Raw genomic sequence first — 13,741 nt, forward strand, 5'->3', positions numbered from 1 at the left:
AGGTTGAAGCTTTTTTGATATATTTGCCGTATCAAATATTCAAGAATCAGACTATGAGCACCAGACATATCTATTATTTCCCACGGCTGAACCATATATTTCTTTTCTTATTACTTCGGACTTGGTTCATGAGCACCACTTGCGCGCAGGAAATCGTGGTGAAGGATATCCCCTCATTGGAGAAATTGCCGGTCAAGGCTATTCACCGCATATTTCAGGATAGCGATGGTTATATATGGTATGGCACTTTTAATGGGCTATGTCGGGATGATGGATATGATGTCCGTGTGTTTCGCTCCGACCTGTTTCATTACGGACTGCTGAAGGATAATTACATCACTTACATTAATGAAGACCATGAAAAACATATCTGGTTCGGAACATTCAAAGGGGCTTACATGCTGGATAAGGCAACATACCGGATTACTCCTGTCAATATGGAAGAACTGTCAGACAAAAATGTGTTCTCTATTAATGTAACCAAGGATGGCACGATTTGGGTAAGCGTGGCTGGGGCTTTATTCAGATATAAGGCTAATGGGGAAATGGTCAAACGGTATCCGATGACGTACAACCGTTCTCCACAGTTTGTTTATACCGTTTATGAAGATAAAAAGGATAATCTGCTGATATCCATTACACAGGGCGGAATGTATAAACTGAATAAGGCGACAGATAGTTTCGAACCTTATTTCCATAATGAAGAATATCGGGATATTGAGAAAATCATCTGGGACGAAACACATCAATGTTATTGGCTGGGGACTTGGGGAAAGGGTATTGTCCGTTTTAATCCGGAGGCACCATCTCCGGAACGCGCATATACTCCGCAACCGCTTCCTGTGGACGTGACAGGCGAAACCACGGGAGACACCTATCACATGGTACAGGACGACATCTACCATTATTTATGGGTTACTACCAAAAAAGACCTTTTCGCATTTTGCATCACAGAAGATAAGATGCTCGAACAGGTGGATACCTCTTCATTCCTTATTCCTGGCAATAAGATGCTTTATGAAATCTATAAAGACAGGGACGGAAAATTGTGGGTGTCGGCTTTTGATATGGAGAGTTTCATTATTGATATTCGTAAGCATTTTATAAAGAAATATACTTTACCGGCTTTAAGAGAACAGATAAAGGCAAATCCGGCTATCATCTCATTGTGTATGGATAGTAAAGGAGTGTTCTGGTTTTCGCAAGAACGTTATGGCTTGTATGTCTATGATGCGGGAACTGACCGGATGGGGTATTATTTAAGAAACGGGGGAACTAAGAATCTTCCTTTGTGGGAAGTGCGCAACCTGATTCCTTCTCATGTTCCGGGTATGGTATGGGCTATGCCTTATGGTTCTGTCATTTACGGACTAAGTCAGGAAAATATGGAAATGAAGGAGGAACTCTGCATACAAATCGGTGAGGTAACCGGAAATCCGGGAGAGACATCTTCTTTCTTCGAGGATTCGGCAAAGAATTTGTGGGTGGGTACCACGACCGGTCTATATGTATATCATATACCGACCGGAACGCTTGAAGTCATATCCGATGAACTTGGAAATGTGTCGGGGATTACGCAGACGAGTGACGGACGGATATGGGCGGCAGTCAGGGGAAAAGGAATATATAGAGTAGGACAGGATAAATATACGGAATTGTTTCCTTTGGAAAAGGACTTCACTTGTATGGATGCAACGACCGACGGCAAACTATGGTTGGGGACAAGCGAAGGAGAAATATTGATGTATGATGCCGGGCGCAAAGAAACTGCGGAGCATAGCATTGCTTGCGGCATGAAGGGGAATATCATTAATAATGTGATTGTGGACAACTATAATCATGTATGGATTGTAACGAATCAGGCTGTGAGAGAATATAATCCAAAGAATGGCGCTTATAGAAGTTACCGTACCGGTACTTCTGATTTTTTATTGAATCGTTTATTATCACATGCCTCTTATTATGACAGGAAAGGGGAACTCTATTTCGGAGGGATCTCCGGTATTATTTCTATTCCTTCCTCTCAACAGCTCGAAAGTATTCCGGAACAAGTGACTACTTATATTACAGATATTAAGATAAAGGGAAAGAGCATTTGGGATAACGACAGGAAGGAAAATCCATTGAGGCAGTCCGTTCGTATGAATCCCGATGACCAAAGCCTGGAAATTAATTTTTCTTCTCTTGATTACCATCATTTGCAGCAGGTGCGTTATGCTTATCGATTGGGAAGCGTCGATAATGACTGGGTATATTTGGAGGAAGGTAGAAACTCGGCCTTCTACACCAATTTGAGTAAGGGAGAGTATGTGTTTCAAGTAAAAGCTACTGATAAGAATGGATTATGGAGCGATAAAGTGACGGAATTTACCATTCATCGTTTACCTGCTTTTTATGAGACATGGTGGGCATATACATTATATGTCCTCATTGCTATTGGTATTTTATGGACCATGCTGCATCTCTATCTTCAGCGGATCAAACAGGAAAATAACCGGATGCTGGTAGAAAGGGAACGTATGCAGATACGACCGGAAATCAGTAAAGTTCAAGCGAAGGCCGGTTCGATATCGGATATTGGTTTTGTTTCGTCGGATGAACAGCTTATAGAGAAAGCTTTAAGAATCGTAGAGGAACACATGTCCGACCCTAAACTCGATGTCGTGATGTTGGCGGATAAACTGAATGTGTCACGTTCTACTTTGTCGAGAAAGATAAAAGCGATGACCGGACAGACACCGTTGGATTTTATCAAAGATATCAAGATGAGACATGCCTGCCGGATGTTGGAGAATAAAACGGTTACTATCGCCGAAGTGGTCATGGCGCTGGGATATAGTGATCACAAGCATTTTACGACTTCATTTAAAGAAGTGTTTGGCATTACGCCAAGTGAGTATCAAAAGAAAATGAAAACGCAATAACAAAGTACATTTACCGATAAAGCATCTTATTGGGGAAAGGGTATAAGGTTATGGATTGAGTACTATCCTGTAGATACATTTGTTATTTCCCCGCTGGATAGAAGAAATGACAGTTGCATTTACAGGATGGTTGCATACGATAGTGAACATTCTTTCAGCAAATCCTTCCGAACAATAACATAAGGCCGGGAACTTCTTTTCCTTCTCTTTTTGTAATAATGGACATACACAAAATGGCTTGTCCTCGTCAACAATAAGCACTTGCTTGTTACTGTCTTCATAACTGACTTTCCACCCCCATTTTTCTTCTATAAATTCAATAAAGTTATCCAGATGGCCTTTGAAGGGAGTTAACATAGTGTCCATTTCCAGATTGTGATGGTGCGCGATGGATGATGATTTGACAATTTGGCGCAACTGTGCCTCTGTCAAATGGCTATTCTCCAGATTCTCCAATAATTCAGTGATCCACTTTAGGAACATTATTTCGTTCTTATTGGGTGTTTCACTTGAGGGAGTCTTTGGTGTGAATGTTTCACTTCCAAGTATGGTACTGAATCCACAAAGGCAAATTCCACTTATACAGGCCTTTTTCAAAAAGTTTCTTCTTGTTGTAGTCATAGTTCGACATTTTGTTTGATTCTGTCAAGTACCGTGCATAAGCAAAGGTACTTGACAGAATGGAGTTATATTCATGTCTGGTTTGTAGTCTTTAGTTCTTGAAGAATCCGTTATCTTCCCATTTCTGAACTTCCTGCGGGAGTGCGGAAGCGGCACTTACGTCAATCGGTAGCCATACTTTCATATCGCCTTCGCCACGGTGAGCCCAGGCATAATAAGGAATAAGTGTAAGTTCTGTATCTTTGGTGATTAATTTACCGTTCTTGTCGTAACTTAAAGCCTGCGCGTCAGTTTTTAGTTGGCTGATACCATAGAGAAGTTCCGGTTTCTCAACGACCTTAAATTGGGGATGCTGATTTAAAAGTACGGTATGTACATTGCATTTGTTGTCCGGCCATTCTGCACAATATACAATCGGTCCACGTTCGACGGAGACTCTCCCTTTGTCATCAACTACCTTCTCATTTGCCTTTACGATACGGGGAAGCATATCAAAATGAATTTTCACCACATCTCCCTTTTTCCATTTGCGTTCAATACTTAAATAACCGTTATTTAGCGTGTTTGCAGTCTCTTGTCCGTTCACGATTATTCGATAAGTCGGCTTCTGATTGTCTGCATAGCTATACAAGCCGCTTGGAAGAACTTCGTTGCGTACCCATCCCGGGATACGGAGCTTCAGGGCAAACTCTTGATTGCCTTGTGCCACTTTTACACGGATGTCGCCATTCCAGGGATATCCTGTTTCCTGCTCCAACACGACTTTCTTCTTATTGACTATCAATTCGGCTTTGTTGGAAAGATATAGATTGACATATACCTGATTGTCTTTGACTGCATACACATAGCCGGGAAGTGACGGGATGAAACGGCTGACATTGGAAGGGCAACAGGCGCAACCGAACCACGGCTTGCGACTATATTTACCATTGGAAGCCAGCGGATTAGGATAGAAGAAGGAACCACCGTCCAATGATACTCCGGAAATTAAGCCATTATATAATGTACGTTCCAATACATCGAAATACTTCGCATCGCCGTGCAGCAGGAAAAGGCGATAGTTCATATATACGTTACCGATGGCTGCGCAGGTTTCACAATAGGCAGAAGAATTAGGGAGTTCGTAATTGTTGCCAAAAGCTTCTCCGGCGTGTCGTGCGCCGATGCCGCCTGTGACGTAGATCTTCTTGGAGACGATGTTATCCCAAATCTTGTCAATGGCTTTGATATAGCTACTATCACCTGTAATGGCCGCCACATCTGCCATGCCGGAATACATATAGGCGGCACGGACTGCGTGCCCGACAGCTTCATCTTGTTCTACAACCGGTTTGTGCGCTTGGCTATAGGCATCTTTCCGACTGGTATATCCGCGCGCATCCAAAAAGAACTTGGCTTGGTCGAGATATTTCTTGTCACCTGTCACGAGATACAGTTTAACCAGTGCCATTTCTGCTATTTGATGTCCGGGAACCAGCTTTTTCTGTTGTGCTCCGTCTCCGATTTCCCGGCAGACGCAGTCAGCATATTTGATAGCAATATCAAGAAAATTACGTTTTCCCGTAGCTTGATAATGTGCAACCGCACCTTCTATCATGTGTCCTAAGTTGTAAAATTCGTGACTAAGGTTTTCCACGGCTACCCAACGTTCTTTTCCCGCCCAATTATGCGGGTGTTTGGGATTCATCGTACGGGCAGTATATAGATATCCGTCCGGTTCTTGTGCAGCAGCAACGATCACAAGTACGCTGTCAATGTACTTTTGCAATTTCTTGTCCGGGTAAGTCTGCAACGAGTAACTGGCTCCCTCGATGGTTTTGTAGACATCCGTGTCGTCAAAGGAGAGTCCTTCCACTTTGTATGTATCGCTTGGATGGGCTGCTTTCACGAAATTCTCATATCTTCCGGTTTCTTCACATTTGCTGAATGCCAGAGGTATGGTCACTTCACGGCTTGCTTTGAGGCGTTGTCCCCAAAAACTGTCTGTCACTGTCACGGAAGTGAAGGATACCGGGTCTATCGGATAACCATGATTAAGTTGCGCATTCCCTACCATATTGGTAGAAATAAGTAATGCGATAGTCAGAACATTTTTCATCTGATATTATTTTAGGATTAATATAGTATGATGATTTTAACTTTGCAAATAAAAGGAATATCTATGGAAACGCCGTCTTGTGCTTTTGTCAGATACGGGAGAAGATTTATTCATTTAAAATTTGACTGAATCTTCCCCGCGTTTTGGGCCAAATCCCCCTATTCCTTTTACCATAAAGCTAAATAACGGGATTAGGGTGTAGGAACTACCTGTCTGATTGTTCCGTCTTCATTAAATTCCATCCAATCCATGCACACTTCTCGGTGCCATCCCGGTCCATGTTTCAGATACTCCTTATTAATACGGTGATAGACGATAATCCACCTGTCTTTCTTGTTAGGAATTTGAAGAACCGAGCAATGTGCCGGACCATAAACTTCTTCTTTAGGAGATTGGATCAGGATAATCGGTTCTTTGGCAACTTGGATAGGTCCTAATGGAGAGTCGCTTGTACCGTAAGCTACATGATAATTTGGGGAACCTGTGTCATCCACAGACCATAAGAAATAATAAACTCCTTTTCTGAAGAATACATAAGGAGCTTCCCGGAATGCATACGTTTCTAAAGTCCCGCCTTTGGGAGTCATCACCGTGATGGTTTCTTCTTTGACAGACATCATGTCGTCATTGAGTTCGGCTCCTGCCATATAGCCGTTCCCCCAATAGAGATAACTTTTACCTGATATAGGGTCGGTAAATACGTCCACATCAATTTGCTGTCCCCGCCCTACGGGAGAAGAAGTGATAATTGGTTTCCCCGAATCGGTGAATGGGCCTAAAGGGGAATTTGCCGTGGCTACTCCTATTTGCTTGCCTTTGTTGGTGACAGGATTTGCGCTATAATAAAAGAAGTATTTATATTTTCCGTTTATTTTCTTTTCTTCGATGCAAGGTGCCCATGCATTGCCATTCGCCCATGATACATCTTTGTTCATGTCTAAAATGACTTTCTCCTCTTTCCATGATTTCAGATTCTTCGATGAAAAGACTTTGAAATAACTCCCGCCCCAACCGGGAAATCCATCGCTTGTGGGATAGATATAGTAATGCTTCGTCTGCTGTGAATATAATATTTCAGGATCAGCATGGAAACTGGGTAATATCGGATTATGCGATTTTCTGTTTTGCGCTGTCATTTGTATTGTCCCGATGAGGCATAAGCAGAATAGGAAGAGTTTGAAATGCAAATGTTTCATGTTCAATGTATTGGTTTAATTATTGTATTGCAAAGATAAATGGTCTTTTCTGGAAAAAAGGATGTATATCCGTCAAAGAGGGCTGATTATCGTTCAATTGATGCTAGAAACGATATTTTGACTTAAAATTGGATTTAAATGAACGGTTATTGGACGGAGTTCTGTTTATAAAGCTTTACTTTTGCGATGAATCTAACATTATAAACATATAGCTGCCATGAAAGCAAAACTCGCGTTACTATTATCGTTCTTAATTTTGTCAGCAGGAATTTCTGTCGTTATTGCACAAGAGAATATATTCACTGTTCGGCAACCGGACTATCAAAAAAGCCCTTATACGGGTATGACACGTCGGCACTGGATTCAAGCGGGCGAATATCTGTTAAAAGGCGCATTCGATTATATACATACACTGGACGACCAGATGTATTTCCCGAAACAGCTGGAAAAGACATATCCGCGAAATGAAGAGCAGATTCCGGTAGCAAAACTGGAAGGACTTGCACGTACCTTGTTCGTTGCTGCCCCCCTTTTGAAAGATAATCCCGAACTGGAAATGAACGGGATAAAGGTGACGGATTATTATCGCCATCAACTGATAAATATATCTAATCCGGAAAGCCGGAGCTTTATTCCGCATCGTAAGGGGGGACCCAGTCAGACATTACTGGAACTGGGCTCGTTGGCAATCTCTATGAAAGCGGCACAGGAAGTGTTATGGAATCCTCTGACAAAAGAACAGAAAGATGCGTTGGCTGCTACCATGTTGAGTTATGGAGAAGGACCTACTATCGGTTCCAACTGGATGTTTTTCAATGTATTTATTTTGAGTTTTCTGAAAGACCAGGGATATGTTGTGAATGACAGCTATCTGGAGTCGAATCTGGAGAAACTTCTGGCTCGATACCGGGGTGAAGGTTGGTACAATGATGCTCCGGCATACGATTATTATAGTGCATGGGCTTATCAGACTTACGGACCTGTCTGGGCGGAAATGTTCGGAAAGAAACAATATCCTCAATACGCAGCGCAGTTCTTGAAAAACCAGCATGATATGGTTGGCAATTATCCATTCATGTTTAGTCGTGACGGGCGAATGAATATGTGGGGGAGAAGCATTTGCTATCGTTTTGCTGCAACCGCTCCTTTATCCTTATATGAATATGACGCGACCGGTGATGTAAATTACGGATGGATGAGAAGAATTGCCTCTGCTACGTTGATGCAGTTTTTGGAAAGTCCTGAATTTCTGGAAGAGGGTATTCCGACTATGGGCTTTTACGGTCCTTTTGCTCCTGCTGTTCAGATTTATAGTTGTCGGGGAAGTGTGTATTGGTGCGGAAAGGCTTTCCTTAGTCTGTTGTTGCCGGAAAGTTCCAAATATTGGTCGGCTACAGAAAACAACGGTCCTTGGGAGAAAGAACTGGAAAAAGGAAAGGTGTATAATAAGTTCCAACCGGCAACAAACTTGTTGATAACCAATTATCCGAATTGCGGTGGCTCTGAAATGCGCTCATGGTGTCATGAGACGGTGGCAAAAGACTGGCAGAAGTTCCGTAGTACGGAGAACTATAACAAATTGGCTTATCATACGGAATTCCCTTGGATGGCAGACGGAAAGAACGGAGAAATTTCCATGAATTATGGAACAAAGAATAAGAAAGGAGAATGGGAAGTGTTGCGGCTGTATACTTTCAAAAGCTTCGAGAATGGTATTTATCGTCGTGATGCTGTGCTCGAAACGGATAGTTGCGTGAAATATCAGTTGGCGGATATTCCTCTACCGGATGGAATTCTGCGGGTGGATAAAGTATCCGTTTCGGAACCGACAGAGATTTGTCTGGGACATTATTCACTGCCTCGTTTGGATACGGATATAAAAGAAACCTGTCGCAAGGTGAATAAACAGCGCATTCCGGTACTCTCTAATGGAGAATATGAATTGGCAATGATACCATTGGCAGGTTGGGAGAAAGTACATACGGTATATCCGGAGGGGGTGCATCCTGTGAGTGAGAAATGTGCGTTAAACATGGTTTCCGATCGATTGTCCGGTGAGAAGATATATGTGACGCTTCAATTGTGGAAAAAGGGTGACGGGAAGAGCCGTTTTACTTCAAAAGAACTGAATCCGGTGAAATCTGTCAATGTATCGGAGGATAAAAAACAAGTGACCGTTCGTCTGGCAAGCGGAGAAATAAAAAATATCGCGTTTGAGTAATGGAATATCAGAAAAGCATTTTATGTGTATATATAAATGACCTGCTCGACCAGAAAATCGTTTTGCGTTGAAATCGGGTAAGTTCTTTTTATAGAGTGAACTGATAGGTGGAATCACTATTCCTATCGTATTATATGATAAATGAGAGCTGAAATCGAAGTGCAAATGCTCTGTAATATCGTGCATTTAGCGGAGAATGATTGTTTTTTAGTCCTTTTTTGACACATAAGTGTACCTTTATATTTAATGTATCATCTATCTTTGTAAACAAGAAATCTTATTTAATATCATGAATATGAATAGACATTGCAGAATAATCAAGTGTATATTATCAGGAGTCGTTTGCGCGTTGTTATTGCCTGTATCAATGCAGGCACAGAAGAACACGGCGTTTATCCCCGGACAAGTGTGGAATGATATGGATGGAAATCCGATCAATGCCCATGGTGGCGGACTTCTTTATCACAATGGTACTTACTATTGGTATGGTGAATACAAGAAAGGAAAAACGATTTTGCCGGACTGGGCTACGTGGGAGTGTTATCGTACAGACGTGACCGGAGTAGGTTGTTACTCTTCTAAAGACTTGCTGAATTGGAAATTTGAAGGAATTGTGCTTCCGGCAGTCAAAGACGATCCGAATCATGACCTGCATCCGTCCAAAGTGTTGGAACGTCCGAAAGTCATCTTTAATAAGAAGACCGGTAAGTTTGTAATGTGGGCACATGTGGAAAGTGCCGATTACAGTAAGGCTTGTGCCGGAGTGGCGGTTGCCGATTCTCCTGTCGGGCCGTTCGTCTATCAGGGAAGTTTCCGTCCGAACAATGCGATGAGCCGCGATCAGACAGTCTTTGTGGATGATGACGGACGTGCTTATCAGTTCTATTCTTCGGAAAATAATGAAACCATGTATATTAGTCTTTTGACTGATGATTATCTGAAACCCAGCGGACGGTTTACTCGTAATTTCGTCAAAGAGTCTCGTGAAGCTCCGGCTGTGTTTAAATATAATGGTAAATACTATATGTTAAGCTCCGGTTGCACAGGCTGGGATCCGAATGTGGCCGAAATAGCAGTGGCCGATTCTATTATGGGAACGTGGAAAACGATCGGTAATCCTTGTACGGGACCGGATGCGGATAAAACGTTTTACGCGCAGAGTACTTACGTTCAGCCTGTTATCGGAAAGAAGGACGCATACATCGCTATGTTCGACCGCTGGAAAAAGAAAGACTTGGAAGACTCCCGCTATGTATGGCTGCCTGTACTTGTAAAAGACGGAAAGATAACAATTCCCTGGCATGAAAAATGGACTCTTTCCATCTTTGACAAATAAAAAAGAAGATAAGCATGAAACGGATATTACTACTACTTTGCGGAATAATACTTGTTCCTACTCTTGTCTGTTCCCAGCGTTTGGTGGAAGTAGGAAAGGGATATAGCTGTACTTCGGTCAATACGACGGTCTTTCGGAATAACTCGCTGGTGACGCACGGTGAGGAACAATATATCAGTTATTACGATAACGACGGCTATCTGATACTTGGAAAGCGGAAACTGGATTCGAAACAATGGACTTTACACCGTACCCAATATCAGGGAAATGTAAAGGATGCTCATAATGTAATCAGTATGATGGTGGATGGAGAAGGTTACATACACGTGTCTTTCGATCATCATGGACATAAACTGAATTATTGCCGGAGCATTGCTCCCGGTTCTCTGAAACTGGGAGATAAAATACCGATGACCGGAATTGATGAAGGAAATGTAACCTATCCGGAGTTTTATTCTTTATCCGGAGGAGATTTACTGTTTGTTTATCGTTCCGGTTCTTCCGGTCGTGGTAACTTGGTGATGAACCGTTATTCGCTGAAAGAACATAAATGGACTCGTGTGCAGGATATACTGATTGATGGAGAAAATAAACGGAATGCTTATTGGCAAATGTATGTCGATGAGAAAGGAACCATCCATCTTTCGTGGGTGTGGCGCGAAAGCTGGCATGTGGAAACAAACCATGATATATGTTATGCCCGTTCGTTTGATAATGGAGTGACTTGGTATAAATCAAGTGGAGAGCAATATGAACTTCCTATCAAATTGTCTAATGCAGAGTATGCCTGTCGTTTGCCTCAAAACTGTGAGTTGATTAATCAAACAAGTATGAGTGCCGATGCAGAAGGAAATCCATATATAGCCACTTATTGGCGGGATCCCGACAGTAACGTGCCCCAATACCGTATCGTCTGGAACGATGGGAAAGTATGGCATCAACGGCAGATCACAGATCGCAAAACACCTTTTACCTTGAAGGGTGGCGGTACGAAAATGATACCTATTGCCCGTCCGCGTATTGTGGTAGAGGGTGGAGAAGTCTTTTATATTTTCCGCGACGAAGAACGGGGAAGCCGTGTCTCAATGGCGCATGCGTCCGATGTCGGCATTAGCAAATGGACGATAACGGATTTGACCGACTTTTCCGTAGATGCCTGGGAACCGTCTCATGATACGGAACTCTGGAAGAAACAGCGGAAGCTTCATCTCTTTGTGCAACACACCCGTCAGGGAGATGGTGAACGCACGGCAGAAATTGATCCTCAAATGGTATATGTATTAGAAACAGATATGAATATAAATAAGTAAAGATATGAAGAAACTATCTGCAACTCATCTTTTCGTACTCTTCCTAAGTGGTGTAATTCGTGTCTTAATTCATCATCAAGCTCATATATGGCTTTAACGGCTGGAGTATTCTATCGGTTAGTTCACTAATATTCATCTGTATATGTGTACCGGGCAGTCGCTCGGTACTATACATGCATTTCCCTTTACACAGATAATAATAACCGTTATTTACCGACAGTTGTTTATCCGATAATTCCAACTGCATTTCATCTTCGGGGAAAGCCGCGGCATAGATTTGCAGCACTTCTTTGGCATTGATGATACGTGCCATGCCCAACGGATGTTGAGGCTGTTGATCTTCGGGAGGTAAGAGTTGAACCATGCACTTATATCCGGTGTGTTGCCTGATAGCATACAATAGGCTATATTCCACATCTTTATCTTCAGCGCAAAGCTCATTGATAATGATATGTTTGTCTCCTTTATATATAATAGTCACCCCCTTGATTTCGTTTTCTTGTCTGGCTACAAATAAGTATCCTCCGCTGATGGCAAGATCAGTCATAATAACCTGAAAGTCTTCCAGCGTGTGCTGAATACAGCAAGCCCGTTCGGAAAGCTTCTTATTCAAATAAGAATAGATCTCCTCCTGAAACTCTGATACCACACTGACCGCTATCTCTTTAGCAGGAATAAACTCCGGCAAAACGATCTCTTTAGTTGAATACTTGAATACGGAAGCATATCCCATGCGGGCATAATAGTCGAACAACCAGGGCTCTGCCGGTATCAATGTACTGAAATATACTCCATTCCGCAGCATCCGGGCGAAAGACTGTGATAAGAGCTCTCGCATAACCCCTTTGCTTCGGAAATCGGGATGCGTACAGGCTCCTGAAATATAGGAAGTCTGCACTGTTTCTCCGCCGAAAGTCATCGGATAAGGAAGCAGCTGAAGCGCAGAGATTACCTCATCGCCACTTTGGATGGCGACATTCACCTCTGTTTTATAACGCAGTCTGAAGTACATTTCAACGAATTCTTCACTATCGTCAAAACAGATTTTCCACAATGCTTTTACTTGCTCCTTTAACATCATATTTATAATGGATTTACCATTTAACCATATTCATGGGATGCTCTTTGAGGCAAGCCATATATTTTTCCAGAATCGTCGCCGGCTGGTAAGACAGTTTGGCTTTGCGCAAACCCTCAATACCTAAATCCTCTTCCCGGTTGATATAGATATATTGTTCGGGAATCCGGTTGGCAAATTCATAATTAATCATGGCATACGCACCTTCAATACTGGTATCCGCTTTTTCTACATGTACGCCGAATGTTTCATGATTGATAGGCATACCGAATGTGAATGCGACAATTTTACCGTTCACATGCAAGATACCTCCCGTCAGTCCGAGTGCCTCGAAGTTGTGGAGAGCATAAATCAGGGCGCGACGTTCGTTGCCTGTCCCCTCCTGTTGGTCACAGTTATTCACTTTACACCACTCTGCTTCCAGATCCAGACATTCCTGAATACGGTCCGGGGTAATCGGTGTGTATTCGTAATCCGGATAAGTGTTGCGGAACCGGTTGATATGATTTCTTTTCGCCTGGAATTTCTTCCCTTTCAGCGTAGATAGATCACTTCTCAAATAAATATAATCCGCATAGTCGCGGTCTTCTGTGAAAGTGAACTGTTCCGGAAGGATAGCTTCGAGATCAGCGCGCATATTGCTGCACACTCCCAGCATACAGAAATGCTGGTTCTCTTTGCGGGCATCTTCTATCAGTTCCCACAATACTGCTTTCAAATCTCCTGTGCCTACGGGCATCATATAAGCAAGTTGTTCTCCCGCCCAGAACTTGAATACCAGAAAGTTGTCGACCACTGCGAATTGAGTGTCATATAAGAACCTCCAGCTGCAAAGATTGGAGAATGAAAGATCGCAATTGCGGCGATCACTTTTCATCGTGAATGAGGTGATTGTGTCTTTGTCTGCTAATGTGATATCTTTAAATGGAATCATAAAATTGCTTTTTGCGTTTAACT

9 protein-coding genes are annotated in these 13,741 nt (G+C 42.5%); 4 read left to right on the plus strand and 5 right to left on the minus strand.

The genetic code is table 11. From position 1 onward, the window contains the following. Positions 1-53 precede the first annotated feature (53 nt). Complete coding sequence (locus tag LPH68_RS07525) at positions 54-2,924, plus strand: two-component regulator propeller domain-containing protein (protein ID WP_230296896.1); 2,871 nt, start codon at positions 54-56, stop codon at positions 2,922-2,924. 48 nt (positions 2,925-2,972) lie between these two features. On the opposite strand, the gene LPH68_RS07530 is transcribed toward LPH68_RS07525, so the two are convergent. The 3 genes from LPH68_RS07530 to LPH68_RS07540 form a co-directional block, all read right to left on the minus strand. Next, the gene (locus LPH68_RS07530; RefSeq protein WP_229085988.1) at positions 2,973-3,407 is read right to left on the minus strand and encodes a hypothetical protein; all 435 of its coding nucleotides are present in this window, start codon (positions 3,405-3,407) and stop codon (positions 2,973-2,975) included. Between the two features lie 229 nt (positions 3,408-3,636). Further along, the gene (locus tag LPH68_RS07535) at positions 3,637-5,643 is read right to left on the minus strand and encodes a glycoside hydrolase family 127 protein (protein ID WP_008776455.1); all 2,007 of its coding nucleotides are present in this window, start codon (positions 5,641-5,643) and stop codon (positions 3,637-3,639) included. A 191-nt stretch (positions 5,644-5,834) separates the two neighbouring features. Then, on the minus strand, positions 5,835-6,839 hold the full coding sequence (locus LPH68_RS07540; protein WP_032849592.1) for a family 43 glycosylhydrolase: 1,005 nt from the start codon (positions 6,837-6,839) through the stop codon (positions 5,835-5,837). Between the two features lie 217 nt (positions 6,840-7,056). Here LPH68_RS07540 and LPH68_RS07545 point away from each other — a divergent pair, with 217 nt between their 5' ends. From LPH68_RS07545 to LPH68_RS07555, 3 genes are all read left to right on the plus strand, one after another. Then, positions 7,057-9,060: a DUF2264 domain-containing protein gene (locus tag LPH68_RS07545; protein WP_151923113.1), complete on the plus strand. Its 2,004-nt coding sequence runs from the start codon at positions 7,057-7,059 to the stop codon at positions 9,058-9,060. Positions 9,061-9,355: 295 nt separating this feature from the next. Then, the gene (locus tag LPH68_RS07550; RefSeq protein WP_117809409.1) at positions 9,356-10,396 is read left to right on the plus strand and encodes a glycoside hydrolase family 43 protein; all 1,041 of its coding nucleotides are present in this window, start codon (positions 9,356-9,358) and stop codon (positions 10,394-10,396) included. A gap of 14 nt (positions 10,397-10,410) precedes the next feature. After that, entirely contained in the window at positions 10,411-11,706 is a 1,296-nt protein-coding gene (locus LPH68_RS07555) for a BNR repeat-containing protein (RefSeq protein ID WP_195436115.1), read from the plus strand. A 64-nt stretch (positions 11,707-11,770) separates the two neighbouring features. On the opposite strand, the gene LPH68_RS07560 is transcribed toward LPH68_RS07555, so the two are convergent. Both LPH68_RS07560 and LPH68_RS07565 read right to left on the minus strand, forming a co-directional pair. After that, a complete protein-coding gene (locus tag LPH68_RS07560; RefSeq protein WP_015532276.1) occupies positions 11,771-12,787 on the minus strand; it encodes a GNAT family N-acetyltransferase in 1,017 nt (338 codons plus the stop codon). A 13-nt stretch (positions 12,788-12,800) separates the two neighbouring features. Continuing rightward, the gene (locus LPH68_RS07565; protein WP_004305058.1) at positions 12,801-13,718 is read right to left on the minus strand and encodes a DUF2156 domain-containing protein; all 918 of its coding nucleotides are present in this window, start codon (positions 13,716-13,718) and stop codon (positions 12,801-12,803) included. Positions 13,719-13,741: the final 23 nt, after the last annotated feature.

This window comes from Bacteroides sp. 1_1_30, assembly GCF_020982715.1.
In the GTDB taxonomy this organism is placed as follows: domain Bacteria; phylum Bacteroidota; class Bacteroidia; order Bacteroidales; family Bacteroidaceae; genus Bacteroides; species Bacteroides xylanisolvens.

What these genes read in the sequence shown, in the direction of transcription:
- LPH68_RS07525 (WP_230296896.1), top strand. Translation starts at nt 54, where the DNA reads ATGAGCACCAGACATATCTATTATTTCCCACGGCTGAACCATATATTT.
- LPH68_RS07530 (WP_229085988.1), bottom strand. Translation starts at nt 3,407, where the DNA reads ATGTTCCTAAAGTGGATCACTGAATTATTGGAGAATCTGGAGAATAGC.
- LPH68_RS07535 (WP_008776455.1), bottom strand. Translation starts at nt 5,643, where the DNA reads ATGAAAAATGTTCTGACTATCGCATTACTTATTTCTACCAATATGGTA.
- LPH68_RS07540 (WP_032849592.1), bottom strand. Translation starts at nt 6,839, where the DNA reads ATGAAACATTTGCATTTCAAACTCTTCCTATTCTGCTTATGCCTCATC.
- LPH68_RS07545 (WP_151923113.1), top strand. Translation starts at nt 7,057, where the DNA reads ATGAAAGCAAAACTCGCGTTACTATTATCGTTCTTAATTTTGTCAGCA.
- LPH68_RS07550 (WP_117809409.1), top strand. Translation starts at nt 9,356, where the DNA reads ATGAATAGACATTGCAGAATAATCAAGTGTATATTATCAGGAGTCGTT.
- LPH68_RS07555 (WP_195436115.1), top strand. Translation starts at nt 10,411, where the DNA reads ATGAAACGGATATTACTACTACTTTGCGGAATAATACTTGTTCCTACT.
- LPH68_RS07560 (WP_015532276.1), bottom strand. Translation starts at nt 12,787, where the DNA reads ATGATGTTAAAGGAGCAAGTAAAAGCATTGTGGAAAATCTGTTTTGAC.
- LPH68_RS07565 (WP_004305058.1), bottom strand. Translation starts at nt 13,718, where the DNA reads ATGATTCCATTTAAAGATATCACATTAGCAGACAAAGACACAATCACC.